Here is a 21,521-nt window from a genome sequence, read left to right on the forward strand (position 1 = left end):
ACTTTGGATCATAAAGCCATACGATAATTATAATTGAAAATATTGCCACAACTGTAATATAAAAATAAATCATATATCTAACAATCAAGCCTTATTATTGCCAGCTAATTTAACCCAGCTTTCTACTCAATAAATAGCTACTAAATAGCTATAGAATATCTACTATCTAGGTATAACTAAATAATATCCACAATAAAAATAGTTTAAACCTTCTTAAAATTTTATACATTTTAAATTCAAACTTTTCTATTATATAACTTTATATTAGAATGATATACCAATTTTGGTGATATATCATTTTTTAAAACTGATAACAATAGAGATAAAGTCTGTGGCTGGCAATAAAATTCTAAAGTATGCGCTCTATTTTTTAGTAATATTATTTATTGCGTATTTGATCCTAATATGGAAGTTTTTGAAAGATAACGTTGACCATTTGACTGTCTCTCAAATTGTTATAGGATTGCTGCTCGTTCCTATAATATTTATAGCTTTGTTTTTAGGGATAAAATGGAAACGAAAGAAATTATCAGAGCCCAAAACAACCTCAGATGACAAAGATATCATTATTAAAGATGATGAAGTAAATCATACCATTCATAATATATTTATGTATGCTGGTATCATACTTCCAGAGGGTGAAAGCTATAAGGACATCGTTAACAATCTTGATGATTTAACTGAGATTAACGATATCTTATTAGACTTTGATGGCATTCCTTTACTGACCAAACCTATTAAAAATCTAGAGGTCTTAGATTCAAGTAGTGGAATTGATATTGATAATATAGAGCCTGCCACACTTAAGCTATGTGAATTAATTCATAGCTTAGTGTCGCAGCATCAGGCTGTTTTGATGCGTTTTAGTGCGAACTACGATCAGCTAAATTCTAAATACAATCAGGTCAATCTTGCTGCTAGCATGCATCCTGAATGGCAACAATCGTACATCAGTACCGAAGACCAAAATATAGACCGATCAGCTTACGATGATATACAAATTATATCCAGCATCAATGTCATCGTATTTTTGAATGAAGTCATGTCATACGATCAAGACATCATTAATAACTTTGTTAATTATCAAATGCGACAATTAGGATTTCCCGAAGACTATATTAAAGTAGTTATTCAATCTTATGATCCTAACAATAAACCTGAATATGAAGCTATCAAACATCACGTGTTTAGTTTAGATCAAGACACTGGACCAATTTTAAATATTATATTTGCAACTGAGTCCGAAATAAATGAACAGTGGGTTGATAACAGTCACACATTATATTCAAATACTAATCAGTCTAATGACAAACCAGTACCTGAAGAAGCAGGTGTATTGATTGTAACTTGGAATAAAATGACAGAACAAATTGTTGGGAGTCATACTGATACACAGTACAATTTAATTAAATTTATTGAAGAAAAAGATACTGAAAATGGTTATAATCACCATTATAAAGATTTTATAAAGTTTTCTGAAAGATTTATTGAACAGAATGCAGCAGCGGATTCAGCATTAAGTTCATCAATAAATTCAGTATCAAGTAATAAAGAAGCCGGTAAAAAGAAAGTCGACAAACAAAATTCAGCTAAGAATAGTGCTTCAGATTTATTGGATAAAAATTATCAAATATTAACAAATGTTAATATTATTAAACAACCTCACAATGCCTCTTTGATTATGACCTTGAGCGATAGATTAGAACAACAGGGCGCACTTATAGAGAGTACTAATCTAGGCTTTTATATGCAAAGGAATGCTTGGTTAAACTCATTGATTAGCCTCAGCTTATTTGTAGATGCCACGCTCGATGATTTTGAAGATTTTGATGCGGTTTATTTGTTGACTGAATATAGTGATTCAAATCTTCTATGGTCAGCAAAGCCTAAATCCAACTAGTCCTCCACCACTCAAGACATCCCATTTATTAAGATTACAATAAAACATTAGGTATATTGCATGTTTTCAAGGTTTTACCACTTATTATACAATCCAAGGGTGTTAATTGGATTAGCTATTATTGTAGGTTTGGTTTTATTATACGATAAGGTAGCTCTTAATACCTTTATTACAATAATCTCTATTATTATCGCCACTTTAATGATTGGCTTGATAGCCTACTATTATATAAAAAAGAGAAAAAAAGCATCGGCAGAATTGGCAGATCTGGTCGAAGACAATACCGATGCTGAGGTCGTCAAAACTGATAACTCTCAAGAAGTTCAAGTATTGCGTGAGCAGATGCAGTCTGCTATTAAAACCATTAGAAAATCAAAACTTGGCGATCAAACTGGCCGAGCGGCACTTTATGAGTTGCCGTGGTATATGGTTATTGGTAATCCTTCTGCCGGTAAAAGTTCGGCTGTTTTGCATTCTGGTTTAAAGTTTCCATTTATGGAGCAAACCAATCAGCTCTCAGTCAAAGGCGTTGGCGGCACTCGAAATTGTGATTGGTTTTTCTCATCTGAAGGTATCTTATTGGATACTGCTGGACGCTATTCTGCATACGATGATGATCGTTCCGAATGGATGTCGTTTTTAAACTTGCTTAAAAAGAACCGCCCAAAAGCTCCGATTAACGGTATCATTATCGCAGTCAGTATTGCAGAATTGACCAAAAACGACCATAAGTATGCGTTAGAACTGGCCAAAAATTTGCGTAGTAGAGTTCAGGATCTAACCGAGCAACTTGAAGTCTACGCGCCAGTTTATGTTGTATTCACTAAAATGGATTTGATCTCAGGATTTAGAGATTTCTTTCAGGATTATGAACAAGATGAACGCGAACAAGCATGGGGTGCTACCATTCCCTACCCTGAAAAGCCTGATGATGTGAACATCGATGAGGTATTTGAAGAACACTTTAATATACTTGTAGACGGCTTAAAGGACTTAAGTACGACTAAGCTCTCTTTAAGACATCAGCGTACTGTATCTCCAAGTTTAATGACCTTTCCCATGGAATTTCAGGCGTTGCGCCCTGCAATTCGCACCTTGATGCATACTTTATTTGAAGATAATCCTTTTCAGTTTAAACCAATTTTAAGAGGCTTTTACTTTACTAGCGCCCTTCAAGAGGGTGAGGTTAGCAGTCAAATGACCTCTCAGATGATGCAGAAGTTTGGCTTGCAGTCCCCTACTGTTCCTTTAGCATCTTCAAAGACAACGGAAGACAAAGCTTATTTTTTACATGACTTATTTTCTAAAGTCATATTAAAAGATAAACATTTGGTCAAACAACATAAAAACCGAAATCAGCGTAACTACCGTGCGATTGGTACCGTTGCATCTATTGGAGTAATTTGTTTGGCTGCAGGTTTGTGGACATGGTCTTATACCAACAATCAGCAGCTCATTAGTAGAGTTCAATCTGATTTAGAACAAGTTGCTGAGATACAGTCCTCTGCTGATACCAATCTGAGACGTCAGCTTGAATCATTAGCCATTTTACAAAATAGAATTGAGCAATTAGAAGATTATGATGAGGACAAACCCTTATCACTAAGCTTTGGTTTGTATCAGGGTGACAAGCTAAAACAAAAGCTTTTAGCTGAGTATTTTAATGGTGTCAATATCATTATCTTACAACCTACCAAACAAAGCTTTGAATCATTTTTATCAGAAGTTAATACCAATGCCAATGCTCTTGAGATAAAGCAAGACAGTGCGGAAGATAATATTCAGAGTTTTAATCCTAATGAATCTTATATTCAGTCGGACCCGACAGATGTTGAAGATGCTTATAACACGTTAAAAGCGTATTTGATGCTCGCGGATCATGAACATCTTGAAACCAGTCATTTAAGTGATCAAATGACCAGGTTTTGGCGCAATTGGTTAGAAGCCAATCGCGGAGATATGCCTAGAGATAAGCTTATTAGGGAAGCAGAAAGAATTTTGACCTTCTCTTTAGCGCATATCGATCATCCAAACTTCCCTCTAATTCAGTCTGATTTGGCATTAGTAGACAATACCCGTGCTAATATTCTACAAGTTAGTAAAGGGGTTCCTGCACGCGATAGAGTTTATGCTGAAATTAAAATGCGGGCTTCTGCTCGTTTCCCTTCGGTGACTGTCGCTCAAATTGTTCAAGATAGTTCAAGTGAAACCTTATTAGGCAGTTATGTCATCTCGGGTACATTTACCAAGCAAGCATGGGAGTCCTTTATCGATGATGAAATCGATAAGGCTGCTACCACAAAAGTAGTTGCAAACGACTGGGTAGTTGGGTCGAGTGCTCAAAGTGATCTGACTTTAACAGGCAGTCCTGAACAGATACGTAGCTATCTTGTGAATCGATATAAGAATGAATATATTGCTGAATGGAAGCGTTTCTTATCTCAAGTTTATATACGCGAGAGTGAAAGCTTTGAAGATCATTCGGAATTATTAAACAAGCTATCCAATGTTCAAAACTCTCCATTGAAAACACTATTTAAAACCGTGGATAGACAAACACAATGGGATAACGAAAACCTAATTACGAATGCTGCTGATAATGCAGGTGCTAAACGAGGGTTTTTGGATTGGTTTAAGCAAACCATCCTAAGACAAAGTCCTGCAGAATTAAGAATGGCTAATTCAGCAATGAACAATAGCCAAAACAGTAATTCTCCAACGAGCGAGAATTTGCCTAATAACTCGGGGATGATTGCTCAAGAGTTCGCATCTATTCATGCTTTAGTTGAAACTCGAGAGGACAATCAAGACAAATCTTTGATTGATAATTACTTAGAAAGCTTGGCGAATATTACCACTCGTTTTAACAACATCTCTCGTACTGGTGATATTGGACCTGATGCGTTACTTTTTGCTTCACAAACTCTTAGTCCAGAAGGATCAGAGCTCAGTAAGTCTTTGCAAATTTTGGATGAACAAATACTCAGTCAAGCCAATTCTGATATCAAACAGATTATCAGACCGATACTGAGTAACCCTTTAACTCGATCATTCAATATGCTTTTAGAACCCACTAAAGTTGAAATCAATAAGGTCTGGCAAGCTCAAGTTTATAAACCATTTGCGGACAATTTAGCTAAAAAATATCCATTTACTGCCAATGCTAATATAGAGGCTACTCCTGCGGAGATTGGTCAGTTCTTTGGAAATGATGGGTATGTTGCTAAATTCGTTAACGAAACCTTGTCACCATTTATTATCAGACGAGGCAATCAAATATCTAGCAAAGTTTGGAATGGGGCTGGTTTGGGATTAACGCCTAAATTTGTCGCTGACTTTAGTCGATACTATTTGAACTATACGGGTGGTAGAAGCAATGCCAATACTTCATCATCAGCGCCGGCAGCTAACCAGACTACTTTCCAATTTATGCCATTGCCTGTTAGTGGTTTGACTGAATATACGATTGTCGTCGATGGTCAGCAGCTTAGATATAGAATGGGCTCACAAGCTTGGACAACCTTTATATGGCCAAACCCAAGTAGTCAACCTGGTGCAAGCATCCGAGCAAAAGATTACGATGGTAGAGATTATACAGTGTTTGAAGAAGCAGGTAGCTTCGGTGTTGAGCGCATGATCAATACTGCGGTTAGAACGCAGTTGGATAATGGCATTTATGAGATGAAATGGACTGGTGATGGTATTACCATACCAGTACGGTTTAGAATCATTAGCGGTAGTGGCGCATCCACCTCACCAGGTCAATCAGATAATCCATTTGTGGGCATGAAGTTACCTGAAGAGGTTGTGGGTAGTGGTATTACTCAAGTAGCTGAGCCATCTAATGATGATATAACGCCAGACTCTGAAACTGTAAATAATAACGGTTCGCCAACAAACACTAATACTGAGACCGACCCACCTAATAATAATCAGAATGCTACCAACCCCTTACAAACGGATGAAGGTACGCAATCTGGTGCCACAACGACGGACAATGCAACTAACAATAATGCGGTAAATAACAATGCGTTAAACGTTGATGGAACAACTACCTCACCCGACACAACCGACAATAGTAATACCGAGGTAACGGCTCAATGATGATAGGTTCACACCCCTTAGTCTATTTTGGAAAAATCCCCTCCAGAGGTGATTTCATTAGATCTAGAACGCATGCTTCTCAAATAGATATTATAGATCGTTGGGTCAGTAACGCATTGGTTCAAAATAAGGATGCTTTTACAGCGTCAACCTCTTCTAATATTTATTTTAGTCATGTTGATACGACCACGCATGAAGTAGTCACTGGGGTTATGATTCCTAGTAAAGACTCCTCAGATAGAAAGTACCCGCTTATTGGAATGAGTATTCAGTCGCATAATAATCCTAAAAGCTGGTTGAATTATACGGCAATCAATTCTCAAGAATTATGGGATATCACACATAAATGCTTGGCACAATCCATTCATCAAAATGATGATTCCAACGCTTTGGCCGCACTCAACGATTGCGCTTTGCCAAGTGCAGAACACTCAAATGCTGATTATTATGATTTTATAAATACGGTGACTTTTGAAGAATGTGCTCGAATGGTTGGGTTCGATAAAGAAGCGTTTGCTCAGCAAATCATTGCAACAGGACTTTTATTTTTACCAACATTTACCAAAGGCTTTATTGGATTAAATAAACGTTTGAGTTGGCCGCTTACTACAGATATGGCAAGCTCTATTCAAGTTGCTACGTTTTGGCATGATTTAATAAATGGGTTTTACAAACCTCATGAAATTTCCATAAATACCTACTTGTATCAACTAAAAGATAGATACATGATGGTGTTAAATTTTAATGAGCTTGATGGTGTCTTGCTAAACCATTTAATTTCTCATTCGAACAACTGTCAGAATAAAGATTTCTGGGTATGTCTTCAAGATAGTGAGTGGACTCAGGATTATATTGCTGAAGATATTGGACTGAGCCGATTACACAAAATATTGCTAGAAGACGGTTTGATATTATACGATGTACGTAAGTTGTTTAAACAAATTTTCTTAGGTCAATAATTTAAATTTTATGAACTTTCATAGTACAAATTTTATAGAACAGCTTATATAAATAGAACAACTAAGGGCTTAATATGACGTTATCAAATACCTTAATAAACAGGTTGCAATCAAAGAGTATGGTCAGCATAGCTTTGAGCCTAGCCTTTTATGTTGCACCAATGAGTTATGCTGCAGCCGCCCCCGTTGTTATTAAAGGGGTTGTGGCCTCACAATCTGAAAAGCAGCAACTCATAGACAAACTAAAAGCACAATTTCCAAATCAAGAAGTTCAAGACGAAGTTGAAGTGCGCTCAAACATAAATATTCCAACCAAATGGCAAGAGATTTCAGCAGCTATAATAGATAGTGACATCACCAATATTCGTCAAGGTAGAATTGATATTCACGGTACAGTCATAAGTTTGCATGGCAAAGTCGATACACTCGAACAAAAAAACGCCATACAAAATCGTATTCATAGCCGCCTTACCGACCTATACCAATTAGATAATCGATTGGTGGTTACCAATAACTCAGGTGAGCAGCAGCTTATAGACAATACATTAGCTGATAGAATTGTAGAATTTGAATCCGGTAGCGCTAATCTGACACCAAGAGGGCTTGGAATATTGGATGATATGGCAGGTGTATTAAGAAATATTGGAGACAAATCAGTGACCATTATCGGCCATACCGATAATGTGGGTAACGCTGATGCTAACTTATCTCTCTCCAATGCACGCGCCGAAGCTGTAAAAGAGTACCTAATAGGTAGAGGGATTGATTCCTCAAGACTTTCAACAAGTGGTAGAGGTGACAGCGATCCAATAGCCAGTAATGACACTGCCGAAGGGCGCACACGCAATAGACGAATTGAATTCATATTAAGTGATTGAACCTGATCAACTGATGACTTGGAATAAAGCACCCAAATCACATTCAGGCTCTACACTTAAATAACACTCTTAAACTCGAACGGAATAACGAATCATGTCTACCCTAATCAACACCGACATACCCATGATTCTTGATCGGCTATATGCCAGTGAAGGCAGTACACAAGCGCCCTATGCCAGTAGCACCCAAGACACTCAGGTGCATCAAGAATGGATAGAGCGCTTAATCAAAGCTGAAACAGAAGCTACCATCACCCGCCTGTTAAACCCTGTAGCTTCTTTGCAGCATGATCAGCATGGCATTGATACTTATATCCTTCAAGTTTATATCCACGAGCATATAAAGCCGCCGTTCACGCCGCTATACCCTTTAATTAATAGTCCTTTAACGCTATGCTATGACATACCAAGTGGCACAGCCTACCGACACTTAACTATCACTGCCATACGCCAGCTTGATCATGAAGGCAGCTATGGATACTATCGCATTATTGCTCAGCCTAGTATCAGTCAACTACATCAGCACCCACGTTCACATGTCGACACCCAAACCGACGTAATTAGCATGGTATCAGAACGCGTATCAAATCTAGATATTGAGGTTGTCGATGACAGCGGACAAGACTGGACACCGGCGCGCATGACTCAGTGGCAATTAAGCGACTGGGCTCATATTTGTGAACGTTTGTCACGTCAAGGCCTAACTGCTTATCTGCGCCATAATCAGACACAAGACCACAAACCGCCAACGCTTATTATAACAAACTCACAGCCTACTGAATCGGATAGTATTAGCCAAAACGTAGGCTCGATACGCTATCACCAAGTCATGCATGACCGCAGCGATGCGCCTGTCATAGCCATCAATCAAAAGATAGTGGCTATACCCAATACGGTAAACGTACAACGCTTTGATAGCTTAGAGGTTTCTCATCCGCATCAAGCGTCTCAAAACGAGCCAATCTATAATAGCGACGTTTTCACTACTCAATTAAACATCGACACTCCCGCTGCATTTGCGCCCGTCACCGATACCAAAAACATCGATGATGCCAACATATTGGCTGAGTATAGTACCTATCAACACAATCAATACCATGCACTAAGCCATGCTACCGATGCCACTATCGCAGATAGATTTCATCTCATAGGTCATGATAGCCTAGATAATGAATACCGCGTTATTCATTTGGTGCATCTGATGCGTAACAACCTATCGCATATCACAGGACTCACTCTAAGCAAACGCCATATGCAGCGCCATGCAAGTTACATAGATTCAGGTACGCACTTAACCCAGCTGGTTCTTATCACAGCCGATACCCCATGGGTAGGTGCTTTTTATAGCAAACACAGCACCCCGCCGATGACGGGAATAACTGCTACACAGTCAGACACAGACAGTCGTGATAACATGACCCCTACTCGCCTTGCCTTGTTTGATGCACCTGCACAGCCTATACACCGTATGGAAGCACAAGCAGGCGCAAACTATGGGACACACTTTACACATAGAGCTGATGATCAAACCTTGGTTCAGTCACTTGGTGATGGTGAGCATTTAATCAATGCGGGTAGCTTATTGTCTACCACGCGTCCTAGTCTTTTTAAAGCTGAAAATGAAAAAGCAATAGAAAGCGGCTATCGACATACTTCTAACGGTGGGCATTCAGAATGGGTAACTGATCATAGAACTGATAAAGCCTACTCACAGCTTAATATCAACCAAGGTGATGTCGATGCTACCCTTAAGATGGGTATCATTAACCCATCAAGCACAGAGTCGACTCCTCAGCGTGACGGCATACATGCCACCACCACGGCACAAGTAAGTGTCAAAACGGGTCAAGCACTGGTCATATCAAGCCAATCCCAAACTCATGACCAAAGCTCTGAGCATGATTATCAGCATCATACCCCTACCCTCACCCAAACCAGCCTTGGTGGTCAGCATCTAAGCGAGCGCTTAACCCAGCTTGCGACAGGTTTAGGTCGTCAGGTTAATAGCCATAAAGAGATTAAGACTCAGCTTGAGTCTATCGCTGACGAGCAAATCCAAACCACACATCACACTACGCCTTATACCCTGATAGACAGCGCTGCTGATAGTAGTTATGTCAGTGAGGATTTGCTGGTGCATAGATCTATGGGTGAGATGCTCTCAACCACGCAAGAAGATAGGATGGTGACCAGTGGTAAGGGGCATCATCAGGTGAGCGGTGAGTCTATGACCCTTGTGGCGGACGGTAGTGTGAGTATGACCAATGCGAAAGACAATATCATTGTATCGGCGCATACGGGACGACTTGAGGCAACGGCTAAGCAGGATGTGACTATATCGTCATCAACCCAGGCAGTTGAGATTGCGGCGAGTAATAAGGTGACGATTCATGCAGGCTCAGCAAGTATTACGCTTGAGGGCGGGGATATTACGATTAAGGCCAATGAGTTTATTGAGAAAGCAGGTAAGCATAGTCCGGCTCGTGGTGGGTTTGATGGGCTGGGGCTTGGTGGGTTGCCTAGTATGATTTCCGATAAAAAGTCACTGATGGATGGGGTTTACAACTTGGCTTTTCACTTTGTTGATGATGATGACGTGCCGTATGCAAATACGCATTACACAGCTGTTAATAAACGTACTGGTGAAGAGTTTAAAGGCGTTACAGATGATGAAGGGTGGTCGGAACGTTTTTATTCAAATAATCAAGATGAAATTGAGATTCATTTAGAGCTTGATTGGCAAGATAACAATAAATAGGACGAAATTATGAGTCAAACTTCTAATGGTGCCATGGGACCTCGAGATCCTTTTAAATTAGTAAGGATAAGTCGTCCAAACTTTACTGTACATTTTAGACAGCCACAAGATATGGCTGGTCGCTATGGTTTTGATTATCCTAGAGATGCTGATAGGTATCCGATAGAAGAAGTATCTGAACTAATACGAGGTAAACCAACTCTTACTCGCAAAAAATTATATAAAGGTAACATAGTAAATTTTAATAATATTTACCTTAAAGATGCAAAATTATCTAGTAGTCTACGGGACAGGGATTATCTACCAGCTTGGTTAGTCATATTTCCTCATACTACCAATAGTGTCTACCGCGGTGGCTCAGATATGCATTCTGCAGGTATTAAGCTTGATATAGAAGTACAACAAATCATTGGTGCCACAACCCCTTTGACTGCTGATAATTATAAAAAAATAGTGTTTGTCTCTTCTAATCCGAGCAAACTAACTGTTTCTCCTGCTGAAATACCACTTTCCAATTTATTGAAAAGTGGGCCTTCCGCTACTGTAGTAGATAGGATAAATGGCAAAAAAAGAAATGACTATATTACTAAAAGAGCAGTTCATGTAAAAGGAGTGAAAAATCAACTACTCACTACTCATGAAAATATTGCCGTCTATGCAATATCAAATAGTAATCAAAGGCATTTAGTAGGTGAGTTGATGGTACATAAAAATAATGTTACCTATAAAGCTGAGTTAGTGTTTGTAGATGTGTTGTCCTCGCCATCATCAACTATTAAAGGGTCAAGGGATATTGAATACCATTTAAAATACCTCTCTTTTAATCAAGCATTGATACGAGCTGAGAAGCGAGTACAATCACAATTTAAGTTATATGAATTAACTAGATACTCTAAAGTTAGTAAATTTCTAGCCACTGTCAAAGCTGGTGTAGCAGGTATTCAAAAAAAGTATGGTCTTAATAAAAAAGATGCTCAAAACAAGCTGATTAGCATTATTAAGAATCAATTAATAGAGTTATATGAGCTATATGGAGATCATACTCCAAAAGATATTAATGGAAATAAAGTCAGTTTGAATAACCCAAACAATCCTAGAACCTTTATTTTTAATACCGACTTTAGTGCTGGCAGTATAAACGGTTTTGCCTATGCTGAAATTACAGGAAGCAAAATAAAATGGGGCAATAGTGTTATTATATTTAGTCAAGCTAACAGTAAAAATGACACCCTATCTCATGAAATCGGTCATAGCTTGACGCTCAGACATGTATTTGACTCTAAAGCTCCTCATGTTTTTTATCAAGGCTTTAGTGACAAAGTGATGGATTATACTTGGCGGCGTATAAGTGGAAGAGTAATACAAAACAATAACAAAAGATTGTCATTTACCCGATATCAATGGTATCAAATGCATAAAGATCCAAGTGTCCATAAATTATAAGGAATCCTATGACATCTTTAATCTCGCTATTATCTGCTTCAGTTCTATGTCTCATGTTGACTTCCTGCGATTCGCCTTCAATTACAAATGTTGAACAAAACACTAATGTCAATAATTCTATAGAAAATACAGAGAATTTAGAAACGATAAAAGAGCCTATAATAGAAGCCAACTCAGAGGAAAATGCTAGTGATCCCGTAGATGATTGGGAGCCCTATATGGTAAAAACTCCAATTAGCCAGTATCATACATCCTTTGAATTTTCTCAATGGAATATACTAAAAATCAAGACTTATTTTTATGATGATATTATTGAAAGTGAGTCTACAACAAAGTCCTTAATTGACAATGATTATATATTTGAAGGATATGTGAGTAATACTGACCATACTTTATTTCATTATTCTTTTTTAAAAGAGGAAGGGAAATATTTAGGCAAAGAACTCTACTTAGCAGGTGACTATGAACTAAAAGATAAACTGACAGGGCCTTATAAAGATACGGTTTATAAAATGCTTGAGATAAGTGGCGTGGATAATCCTAAGCAATTCTTACAGGAATTATTAGCTAACCCTAAAATTACTAAATATACAGGTTGCACCGTTCAACTAAAACAAGTGAAGTATGGCGTGATAGATTTAACCTCTTGTCTAGAAGATGATGCAACAGTTCTAGCGTTGTACAATCCTAAACCAAAGTAAAAATGCTTAAAGTTTTTAGAGGGCTTGATATAACATGAAAAACAGCAAATAATTTACAACCTAGTGAAACACTCAGCCTGACTTAATCGCACTGATATCACCTATGTTAATCACCACAGGCTGTCAGCATACTGAAACAAAAAATAATAGCCAAGATGGCGGGGTGATTCGTTACCATCAAGTACTATCAGAATTTTGCTTCAAATTTAAAAGCAGGCAGTCATCTTATTCAGTTGAGCTATATATTAGTCAATACACTTTGGATGAGTCATTTATGTCGCAGCAGATCGTTCAGACACAGACAGCCGTGATAACATGACCCCTACTCGCCTTGCCTTATTTGATGCACCTGCACAGCCTATACACCGTATGGAAGCACAAGCAGGCGCAAACTATGGGACACACTTCACCCATAGAGCTGATGATCAAACCTTGGTTCAGTCACTTGGTGATGGTGAGCATCTAATCAATGCGGGTAGCTTATTGTCTACCACGCGTCCTAGTCTTTTTAAAGCTAAAAATGAAAAAGCAATAGAAAGCGGCTATCGACATACTGCAAACGGTGGGCATTCAGAATGGATAACTGATCATAGAACTGATAAAGCCTACTCACAGCTTAATATCAACCAAGGTGATGTCGATGCTACCCTTAAGATGGGTATCATTAACCCAGCAAGCACAGAGTCGACTCCTCAGCGTAACGGCATACATGCCACCACCACGGCACAAGTAAGTGTCAAAACGGGTCAAGCACTGGTCCTATCAAGCCAACCCCAAACTCATGACCAAAGCTCTGAGCATGATTATCAGCATCATACCCCTACCCTCACCCAAACTAGCCTTGGTGGTCAGCATCTAAGCGAGCGCTTAACCCAGCTTGCCACAGGTTTAGGTCGCAATGTGAATAGCCATAAGGATATCAAGATCCAACTTGAGGCCATTACCAAAGAGCAAACCCAAACCACGCATCATAAAACCCCGTATACCTTAATCGACAGCGCTGCTGATAGCAGTTATGTGAGTGAAGATTTGCTGGTTCATCGCGCTATGGGTGAAATGCTATCAACCACGCAAGAAGATAGGTTTGTTACCAGTGGTAAAACGCACCATCAAGTCAGTGGTGAGTCTACAACTATTGTGGCAGATGGTAGTGTGAGTATGACTAACGCCAAAGACAATATCATGGTATCGGCACATACAGGACGACTTGAGGCAACCGCTAAGCAGGATGTGAATATTTCGTCTTCAACTAAAGAAGTTGAGGTTGTGGCAACCAATAAGGTAACTATCAATGCAGGCTCAGCGAGTATTACGCTTGAGGGCGGTGATATAACGATTAAGGCTAATGAGTTTATTGAAAAAGCGGGTAAGCATAATCCAGCTAATGGTGGGTTTGATGGGCTGGGGCTTGATGGGTTGCCTGAGTTTATTGCTGGCGCTATTTATAAAGCACAGTTTCAGTTTGCTGATGATTTAGAAATACCCTACCAATACACTCCATATATAGCCCTTAATGAGCGTACTAAAGAGATATCTAAAGGTTTTACAGATCAAGAAGGAAAGACAGAAACTTTATTTAGCGCTAAACCTGATGAGATCAAGGTGCATTTGAAGTTAGATAAGTATAGTGCTCAGTTTAGATTTGTTGATGACGATGATATACCCTATAGCTTTGTAAATTATATTGCGCAGGCTGAACAAACAGGTGAATTGTTTGAAGGTACGACTGATATAGATGGTTATACAGAGATTTTACGTACTTCAATTGAGCAGGAAATTAAAGCTCATTTGCTAATTAAAAATATGGAGAGTATATAATGAGTATATTTAAAGATCGTCCTGGTGATTTACCATATGACGAGCAATATTTATCTAAGACTACTACTCAAAAAGATTTAGATGTAACAACCGTTAATATTACCAATAATTCCAGGTTGATAGTTATCGATGATTTTGTAGAAAAGTTCAAATAATTGCACTAATTTGAAGATGGGTGATGGAGAGAATTGCACTTTGTATTCCTTTAATACTAAAAGCCAAAATAACCTAAAACTAGTTTGCGAAAAAATCAACGACTATTTTATTCGAGGACTGCATGGACATAGACCCAATTTATATGAGATAGCTTATATGATATCAACTGCTTTTATTGAAGCATATCATTATTTAAGTCCTGTTATGTTGTTTAGTAACTTACCAGAAGTAGGGGCAAGAAACTACTTTAACAAATATGATATTGAATATAATCCTAGAAAAGTTAAGGAACTTGGAAACGACGAACCAGGAGATGGTTTTAAGTACAGAGGTAGGGGTCTTGTACAAATAACTGGTAAAACAAATTATAAAAAATTTAGCTCTATTTTAAATATAGATTTAGTAAATAATCCAGACTTAGCTTGTAAGTATCAGTACTCTGTTCCAATAATGATTTATGGCATGAATGAAGGTAAATTCACAGGGCGCAAGCTCTCGCAATATATCAATCAAACAGCCATAAACTATGTTGATGCTAGGGCAATAATTAATGGTAATGACAAAAAACATCTTATAGCAAGCAATACGCAATTTATTGAAGGCTGGTTAGAAAGTACCTCACCCAACTTACCAAAAGAATTTAGATAAGGATATCAATAATGCGATTAATGGTTTTAGGTATATGTTCTATCATTTTTTTATGTAGTTGCAACGAAGGTATTTTCAATAAAAGCCACCACACTACTTTATCTGACTCAAACAGTTGTAACGATGAGATTCGTTGTGTTATTTATCCTTCTAAGCAACAGTTAGAATCTGTTTTGGAAAAAATAAAGCCATATCCCTATATACCATTAAGGTTTACTGTAATAGAGTCAGTTGATAATAAATATGTATTAACGGACTTTAGTATGACTTCTGGTGAAACTGAATACAAATACTTTATCAAAGTAGTCGACGATGTATTAATTATTGATAAAATAATTGGTAAGACATCAGTCTATGGCATTACTAGAAGGTTTGCTGTAACTAACGTGAACATACCTTTAGACAAAAGATATAGAGAAGTTGCTGATAATTTTTTAGCCGAGTCAAAAGAAGGATTTGCGAATGAAGATTATAAAGATGAAAAAATAGGCACATATCACAACTTACCTATGCAAGAAACACGCGGGAAGATAGGAAATACCGTTTTTTATATAAGATACGAAAATGAAGAAGATTTAAGTAATTTCGATATGAAACAAATTATACAATGTGATGGTGATAAGAGAACCTTAAAAGACGGAGTGGACTTCTTTATTGGGTATGATTACAGTAATTTAGAGTCAGAAAAGTTTATTTTAATAAAGGATAAGTTAGATAACTATCATTATTATTACCAAATGGAAGATATTTGTGCATCACATACGCTATTTAAAGATTAAAAATATTAAACTAAGTGGTGGTGATAAAAGAGATATTGTTGAAGGAGAAATAGTGAAAATAGCAGGATGGATTAATAAAACTTACCTCACTCTCAACTCTTTTAGGGGGTTGAAAAAATAAGGGCACCTCACCATCCTACAAGTTTTCGACCAAGAAGACTAATGGACAATGAGATGCCACTTGACGAATTTATCATTAATATCTATCTAATGGTAGAGCAGTATTACAACTTAGTCGTTCAAAAGCCTTTAAGAAGAGGCGGTTATGCTCCTAAACTAAGTGACACCGTGTAGTGGCATAATTAATTTAGACACCTTTTAAGAGGTTATACTAACCTAAAAAAGGACAACACCATGACTCAACAATACGGCAAATTTAGTCGAGAATTCAAACTTGAAGTCATCAACCTAGTCATTAACGACAAACGCAAAGTAACAGAAGTCGCAGACTCATTAGGTATTGGACACTCAACACTCGACAACTGGGTACGCAAGTACCGTAAAGAACAACAAGGCATCACATCTACTGAGGGTCGAGCACTGACAGACGATCAGCGTCGTATTCAAGAGCTTGAGCGAGAGGTTAGGCAACTCAAAATAGAAAAAGACATATTAAAAAAGTCATTAGCTCTGCTGGCATCAGACAACCTCAACGTATATCGTTGATTAAAAAACTTTCAGAGCAAGATAAACGGTTAAGCAAGCGTCAGCTATGTGACCTATTTGAGGTAGCGAGAAGTAGTTACTACTATGGCACACGTATAAAACCTATTGACGTTAAGCGTATCCAACTCAAAGCCTTAATACGTCAGATTTTTAATGATTCTAATCAGTCAGCAGGGGCGCGTACCATTGTCGCCTTACTAAACAATGAACACGGCGTGAAACTGACGCGTTACTTAGTCACCCAGCTTATGAAGCAGATGGGTTTGGTCAGTAGGCAACTAAAGACACACAGATACAAGCACTGTGATGAAACACATAAAATATATGCCAATATCTTAAATCGAAACTTTACACCTTCTGCTTCTAATCAAGTCTGGAAAGGGGATGTGACCTACATTCGTATAAAAGGTGGCTGGTGCTACTTAGCTGTGGTTCTAGACCTATTGACCCCTGCTGTCAAATCCGTACAATTAAACTTGGGAGATTTTAGTTACGCAGCCTGACGACAATAATCAGACCACACCTGTCTTGGCGATTTATAGCCTAAACTCTTTTGAATCCTCGTTTGGTTGTAGTACAGCTCAATATAGCCAATGATATCGCTGATCGCTGCAAATCTTGTTTTATAGTCTTGGTGATATACCAGTTCATTCTTTAATGTACCCCAGAAGCTTTCTATCGGAGCGTTGTCATAGCAATTACCTTTGCCACTCATAGAGCCTATAAAATGCTGCTGCTTGATGATCTTGTGATACGCATGGCTGCAGTACTGGCTACCTCTATCAGAGTGAACGATTAGCCCTTTGCTGGGTCGTTTGTTCTTAATGGCCATATTGAGTGCACGGCATACAAGATCCGCAGTCATACGTTTATTGATGGCATAGCCGACAAGCTCTTTGGTATACAAGTCTTTAACACCAGCCAAGTACAGCCAGCCCTCGTTTGTCCAGATATAAGTCATATCACTGACCCAAGATTGATTAGGTCGACTGGCTTCAAACTTTTGATCCAGCACGTTTGGATAAACTAACTTGTTATGGTGTGAGTCGGTGGTGACTTTAAAGCGTTTGTGGCGACGGCATTTGATGTTATGTTCTTCTTTGATACGTCGAACCATGTATAGGCTAATATCAAACCCTTGCTCTGTCAGCTTTGCCTGCAGTCGCTCAGCACCATAACGTTCTTTACTTTCACTATGAGCGGCTCTAACCAGTAGCTCAGAGCGGTTACGATGTATCTGCTGCTCACTGATATCGCGATTTATCCAGTCATAGTAGCTAGAACACTTAACCTTTAATACCCGGCACATAGAGACGATACTAAAAATCTGTCTATTCGTCTTTATAAAGGCGTACTTCACTAATTGTTTTTCGCAAAGTACGCGGTGGCCTTTTTTAGGATCTCTCGTTCCTCTTCAGCAACTTTAAGCTGTCGTTTAAGGCGCTTGTTCTCTTCTATCACAGCCATAAGCTGTGGATCGTACTGCTCTGTCCCTTCAAGTTTGCCTTGATTGGCTTTGTGATGCCAGTTCGATAGCGTTTGCATGGCGATGCCAAGCTGCTTTGCGGTCGCTGTAATATTTCCGTTGTTCTGTGCTATCTTCTTGACGGCTTCGGCTTTGAATTCTGCGCTATAAGTTCTGATTTTCTTGGTCATGGTAAACTCCTCATTGAGTCACTAGTTTACCAAGTTTATCTCTACGGTTTCTTCAGCATAGCTCACTATATGCTCGCCGTATCGTTGGTTTTAGCGTTTCAGACTCTCCGAACAGTACTTTGACTGTTAAAGCACTGCACATGGCATATCAAACAAGGCTTAAACCAGTTAATGTGCTATTCCATTCAGATCAGGGGACACATTATACGAGTGAAGAGTTTGGTGAAGGAGTCGCTGAATGCGATGATATGATCCAAAGCATGAGTCGTAAGGGGAATTGTTGGGATAATGCTCCTACTGAACGTTTCTTTAGAGGCTTTAAGACAGAATGGATGCCTAAGGATGGTTATGAAGATATATCACAGGCTAATAGGTCTATTTGCCACTACATTTGGGGTTACTATCAAAATGTCAGACCTCATACTTTTAATGAGTATTTACCACCAAGTGAAAAAGAAAGACGCTATTTCAATCAAAACCTCTTATCTGTTGTCTAATTAAACTTGACCACTACAATACCTAGAAACAAGGGTAGTAGTTTAAAACAAGATATAGTTAAATTATATGAAACATTTAGTGAGAAGTACGTACCCCCAGGAGGAATAGAAGGGAAGAATAATAAAAAAACCTTCGTGATATTTACCGACTATAAAGTAACAGATGGAACTTATACTACCCTTGGTAGTGCTCAAGCACGTGAAAAAAACATGTTTGAAAATCTATTTGATTGCACTTTCAACAACGACTGCTTTTCAATGGTGTGGGGAAATGCAGTTGTACTTTTTGACAAGGGAAACGTTAGATTAGACACTTTTGCTCATGAACTAGGTCACAGCTTTAGCTTACCTCAGACATTTGCTAGTCGTTCATTAACTAAACATAGTTTCTATCAAGGATATACTGATAATTTAATGGACTACTCATTTTTTTTAGATTCAACGACAAAAATAGTGGTGGTAGTAATCAGTACCGCAATCATATGTGGTCACTATTTAAATGGCAGTGGGATCTACTTAGAGAAGACAGAAGTGTGAATTAAAACTATAAAACTAATAAATTTTGGGGTTATAGATATGTTTAAGATTATGTATATAATATTTCCGATTTTTACTATAGCTAGTTGTTATGATTTAACAAATAGAAAATCAAATTTAGAGAACCCTATTGAAGATTGTCGCCAATTTACATCAATTGCTGAGTATGAGCTAATAGAGCTTGTTATACCCGTAACCGATGTAGAAAGAAAAAATCCAATAAATCTTGTTTCAAGAATTGAATTTATCAAAAGATTAAGACATTCGACATTATGGAATACTTTAAGAGATAATTTTTATGAAAATGAAGATTATACAAATACTTTTACATTCGAAAAAAGTGAAGGATACATACGAGTTTTAGGTGATAACTATATTAGCAATGTTACATATGGCTTCAATGATGCTTATAAAAGAAATAAATTAGGGCATGAGTTAAGTGATAGAGACAAGTTTGAGATGGAACAGACTATTAACTTAATAATTGATGATGAAGAAGCGAGTACTAAGTTATTAGATGAGCTTTATACAGATTATCTATATAAGATTGATAATGAAATAGTTTTAAACAAAAGCTCGGGGGAAAATAATAAAATTTATCACACTCATAGATTTTATAAAGGAATATTATTTGAATTATGGGGCTTAGAAAAATCTAGTCATCCTATTAAAGAATGTAATTTGAATATGGTAGAAAAATTGACCATAAGCTAAACCTGAACTCATCTCAATGGCTCGAGGACGTTGCCCTGTAAACTAGACTTGTTCTAAATCAGGATTTTGGTTTACCTATGCTAAATCTTAAAGCCGAGGCTACTTTAAACAAGGCACAATTATGCCAGATTATCCAAACAATAATTGGGGAGTCGTCATTTGGCAATTTGATGGAGAAGCTTAGAATAGCTTTAATCACGCCCACCCTAAGTAAGAATACAATCTTCCCTTAGCCCCGATTGAAACGGTTATACTTGGTAAAGCACAGGATTGCAGGCGCTAGGCTATTAACATTATCGCAGTACAGGAATGATACTAGCCTTAGCGACTGCCCCTGTGCAAACCAAGATAATAGTGTAAAGCGGGAAATACTATTACTCTCCAATCAGCCTGTATACGTCTTTATTACATCATACCCCTACCCTCACCCAAACCAGCCTTGGTGGTCAGCATCTAAGCGAGCGCTTAACCCAGCTTGCCACAGGTTTAGGTCGCAATGTGAATAGCCATAAGGATATCAAGATCCAACTTGAGGCCATTACCAAAGAGCAAACCCAAACCACGCATCATAAAACCCCGTATACCTTAATCGACAGCGCTGCTGATAGCAGTTATGTGAGTGAAGATTTGCTGGTTCATCGCGCTATGGGTGAAATGCTATCAACCACGCAAGAAGATAGGTTTGTTACCAGTGGTAAAACGCACCATCAAGTCAGTGGTGAGTCTACAACTATTGTGGCAGATGGTAGTGTGAGTATGACTAACGCCAAAGACAATATCATGGTATCGGCACATACAGGACGACTTGAGGCAACCGCTAAGCAGGATGTGAATATTTCGTCTTCAACTAAAGAAGTTGAGGTTGTGGCAACCAATAAGGTAACTATCAATGCAGGCTCAGCGAGTATTACGCTTGAGGGCGGTGATATTACGATTAAAGCCAATGAGTTTATTGAAAAAGCGGGTAAGCATAATCCAGCTAGTGGTGGGTTTGATGGGCTGGGGCTTGATGGGTTGCCTAGTAAACAATTAACACTAAAAGACGCTACTTTAAGAAAACCTGATTGGATTGCTTTTGAAGAAAAAGATTTAGATATAACAGGTATGAAGTGTAGATTGACACTTAACACTGGTGAGGTTATTGACTCTGAATTTTATAATAATAGTTATGTTGTATTTCAAGGTATATATGAAGAAGATGTTGATCAATTTGAGATTCTTTACGAAGAAAGTAGTGAACCTAAATATAGTTTAGTAGATGAACTATTAAACTTAATATTTAGATAGTAAACCTAAGGACAACTTCT

At 38.0% G+C, this 21,521-nt stretch carries 19 protein-coding genes and 1 pseudogene; 19 read left to right on the forward strand and 1 reads right to left on the reverse strand.

Annotated elements, in window-relative coordinates:
• The first annotated feature begins 415 nt into the window (after positions 1-415).
• The 15 genes and pseudogenes from AC21OH_RS04650 to AC21OH_RS04720 all read left to right on the forward strand — a co-directional run bounded on the left by AC21OH_RS04650 (position 416) and on the right by AC21OH_RS04720 (position 17,313).
• Positions 416-1,900 carry a hypothetical protein gene (locus tag AC21OH_RS04650; RefSeq protein ID WP_487371362.1) on the forward strand — a complete coding sequence of 495 codons (1,485 nt, stop codon included), beginning with the start codon at positions 416-418 and terminating at the stop codon, positions 1,898-1,900.
• 60 nt (positions 1,901-1,960) lie between these two features.
• A complete protein-coding gene (gene tssM, locus AC21OH_RS04655; protein ID WP_487371363.1) occupies positions 1,961-6,004 on the forward strand; it encodes a type VI secretion system membrane subunit TssM in 4,044 nt (1,347 codons plus the stop codon).
• Positions 6,001-6,963, forward strand: a complete 963-nt coding sequence (gene tagF, locus AC21OH_RS04660) for a type VI secretion system-associated protein TagF (protein WP_487371364.1) — start codon at positions 6,001-6,003, stop codon at positions 6,961-6,963. Before tssM ends, tagF begins: the two co-directional genes overlap by 4 nt.
• 74 nt (positions 6,964-7,037) lie before the next feature.
• Positions 7,038-7,841 carry an OmpA family protein gene (locus AC21OH_RS04665; protein ID WP_487371365.1) on the forward strand — a complete coding sequence of 268 codons (804 nt, stop codon included), beginning with the start codon at positions 7,038-7,040 and terminating at the stop codon, positions 7,839-7,841.
• A 94-nt stretch (positions 7,842-7,935) separates the two neighbouring features.
• Complete coding sequence (locus AC21OH_RS04670) at positions 7,936-10,599, forward strand: DUF2345 domain-containing protein (RefSeq protein ID WP_491140167.1); 2,664 nt, start codon at positions 7,936-7,938, stop codon at positions 10,597-10,599.
• A gap of 9 nt (positions 10,600-10,608) precedes the next feature.
• Entirely contained in the window at positions 10,609-12,042 is a 1,434-nt protein-coding gene (locus AC21OH_RS04675; protein WP_487371650.1) for a zinc metalloprotease, read from the forward strand.
• Positions 12,043-12,050: 8 nt separating this feature from the next.
• On the forward strand, positions 12,051-12,743 hold the full coding sequence (locus AC21OH_RS04680) for a hypothetical protein (RefSeq protein ID WP_487371651.1): 693 nt from the start codon (positions 12,051-12,053) through the stop codon (positions 12,741-12,743).
• Between the two features lie 103 nt (positions 12,744-12,846).
• Complete coding sequence (locus AC21OH_RS04685) at positions 12,847-13,062, forward strand: hypothetical protein (RefSeq protein ID WP_487371652.1); 216 nt, start codon at positions 12,847-12,849, stop codon at positions 13,060-13,062.
• On the forward strand, positions 13,059-14,561 hold the full coding sequence (locus AC21OH_RS04690; protein WP_491140170.1) for a DUF2345 domain-containing protein: 1,503 nt from the start codon (positions 13,059-13,061) through the stop codon (positions 14,559-14,561). Before AC21OH_RS04685 ends, AC21OH_RS04690 begins: the two co-directional genes overlap by 4 nt.
• On the forward strand, positions 14,561-14,716 hold the full coding sequence (locus AC21OH_RS04695) for a hypothetical protein (protein WP_487371665.1): 156 nt from the start codon (positions 14,561-14,563) through the stop codon (positions 14,714-14,716). Before AC21OH_RS04690 ends, AC21OH_RS04695 begins: the two co-directional genes overlap by 1 nt.
• Positions 14,717-14,873: 157 nt before the next feature.
• Positions 14,874-15,365, forward strand: a complete 492-nt coding sequence (locus tag AC21OH_RS04700) for a hypothetical protein (protein WP_487371664.1) — start codon at positions 14,874-14,876, stop codon at positions 15,363-15,365.
• 11 nt (positions 15,366-15,376) lie between these two features.
• Positions 15,377-16,144 carry a hypothetical protein gene (locus AC21OH_RS04705; protein ID WP_487371663.1) on the forward strand — a complete coding sequence of 256 codons (768 nt, stop codon included), beginning with the start codon at positions 15,377-15,379 and terminating at the stop codon, positions 16,142-16,144.
• A gap of 174 nt (positions 16,145-16,318) precedes the next feature.
• Positions 16,319-16,429: pseudogene (locus tag AC21OH_RS04710) on the forward strand (IS982 family transposase); the annotation flags it as partial.
• A gap of 69 nt (positions 16,430-16,498) precedes the next feature.
• Positions 16,499-16,810 (forward strand): transposase, encoded by a 312-nt coding sequence (locus AC21OH_RS04715; RefSeq protein WP_487371662.1) that lies wholly within the window; start codon positions 16,499-16,501, stop codon positions 16,808-16,810.
• Positions 16,807-17,313 carry an IS3 family transposase gene (locus tag AC21OH_RS04720; protein ID WP_487371661.1) on the forward strand — a complete coding sequence of 169 codons (507 nt, stop codon included), beginning with the start codon at positions 16,807-16,809 and terminating at the stop codon, positions 17,311-17,313. Before AC21OH_RS04715 ends, AC21OH_RS04720 begins: the two co-directional genes overlap by 4 nt.
• On the opposite strand, the gene AC21OH_RS04725 is transcribed toward AC21OH_RS04720, so the two are convergent.
• Positions 17,301-18,466, reverse strand: a protein-coding gene (locus AC21OH_RS04725) for an IS3 family transposase (protein ID WP_491140049.1) whose coding sequence is annotated in 2 segments (ribosomal slippage) — positions 17,301-18,208 and positions 18,208-18,466 — 1,167 coding nt in all. Because the reading frame shifts where the segments join, the coding sequence is not laid out codon by codon here. The genes AC21OH_RS04720 and AC21OH_RS04725 overlap by 13 nt on opposite strands.
• A 173-nt stretch (positions 18,467-18,639) precedes the next feature.
• Here AC21OH_RS04725 and AC21OH_RS04730 point away from each other — a divergent pair.
• From AC21OH_RS04730 to AC21OH_RS04745, 4 genes are all read left to right on the forward strand, one after another.
• Positions 18,640-18,963, forward strand: a complete 324-nt coding sequence (locus AC21OH_RS04730; protein WP_487371726.1) for an integrase core domain-containing protein — start codon at positions 18,640-18,642, stop codon at positions 18,961-18,963.
• 6 nt (positions 18,964-18,969) lie between these two features.
• Positions 18,970-19,500: a hypothetical protein gene (locus AC21OH_RS04735; protein ID WP_491140173.1), complete on the forward strand. Its 531-nt coding sequence runs from the start codon at positions 18,970-18,972 to the stop codon at positions 19,498-19,500.
• Positions 19,501-19,539: 39 nt separating this feature from the next.
• The gene (locus AC21OH_RS04740) at positions 19,540-20,214 is read left to right on the forward strand and encodes a hypothetical protein (protein ID WP_491140175.1); all 675 of its coding nucleotides are present in this window, start codon (positions 19,540-19,542) and stop codon (positions 20,212-20,214) included.
• 498 nt (positions 20,215-20,712) lie between these two features.
• Positions 20,713-21,501: a DUF2345 domain-containing protein gene (locus AC21OH_RS04745; RefSeq protein ID WP_491140178.1), complete on the forward strand. Its 789-nt coding sequence runs from the start codon at positions 20,713-20,715 to the stop codon at positions 21,499-21,501.
• Positions 21,502-21,521: the final 20 nt, after the last annotated feature.

This window comes from Psychrobacter sp. CX10 (assembly GCF_057621575.2).

What these genes read in the sequence shown, in the direction of transcription:
- tssM (WP_487371363.1), top strand. Translation starts at nt 1,961, where the DNA reads ATGTTTTCAAGGTTTTACCACTTATTATACAATCCAAGGGTGTTAATT.
- tagF (WP_487371364.1), top strand. Translation starts at nt 6,001, where the DNA reads ATGATGATAGGTTCACACCCCTTAGTCTATTTTGGAAAAATCCCCTCC.
- AC21OH_RS04665 (WP_487371365.1), top strand. Translation starts at nt 7,038, where the DNA reads ATGACGTTATCAAATACCTTAATAAACAGGTTGCAATCAAAGAGTATG.
- AC21OH_RS04670 (WP_491140167.1), top strand. Translation starts at nt 7,936, where the DNA reads ATGTCTACCCTAATCAACACCGACATACCCATGATTCTTGATCGGCTA.
- AC21OH_RS04675 (WP_487371650.1), top strand. Translation starts at nt 10,609, where the DNA reads ATGAGTCAAACTTCTAATGGTGCCATGGGACCTCGAGATCCTTTTAAA.
- AC21OH_RS04680 (WP_487371651.1), top strand. Translation starts at nt 12,051, where the DNA reads ATGACATCTTTAATCTCGCTATTATCTGCTTCAGTTCTATGTCTCATG.
- AC21OH_RS04685 (WP_487371652.1), top strand. Translation starts at nt 12,847, where the DNA reads ATGTTAATCACCACAGGCTGTCAGCATACTGAAACAAAAAATAATAGC.
- AC21OH_RS04690 (WP_491140170.1), top strand. Translation starts at nt 13,059, where the DNA reads ATGACCCCTACTCGCCTTGCCTTATTTGATGCACCTGCACAGCCTATA.
- AC21OH_RS04695 (WP_487371665.1), top strand. Translation starts at nt 14,561, where the DNA reads ATGAGTATATTTAAAGATCGTCCTGGTGATTTACCATATGACGAGCAA.
- AC21OH_RS04700 (WP_487371664.1), top strand. Translation starts at nt 14,874, where the DNA reads ATGATATCAACTGCTTTTATTGAAGCATATCATTATTTAAGTCCTGTT.
- AC21OH_RS04705 (WP_487371663.1), top strand. Translation starts at nt 15,377, where the DNA reads ATGCGATTAATGGTTTTAGGTATATGTTCTATCATTTTTTTATGTAGT.
- AC21OH_RS04715 (WP_487371662.1), top strand. Translation starts at nt 16,499, where the DNA reads ATGACTCAACAATACGGCAAATTTAGTCGAGAATTCAAACTTGAAGTC.
- AC21OH_RS04740 (WP_491140175.1), top strand. Translation starts at nt 19,540, where the DNA reads ATGTTTAAGATTATGTATATAATATTTCCGATTTTTACTATAGCTAGT.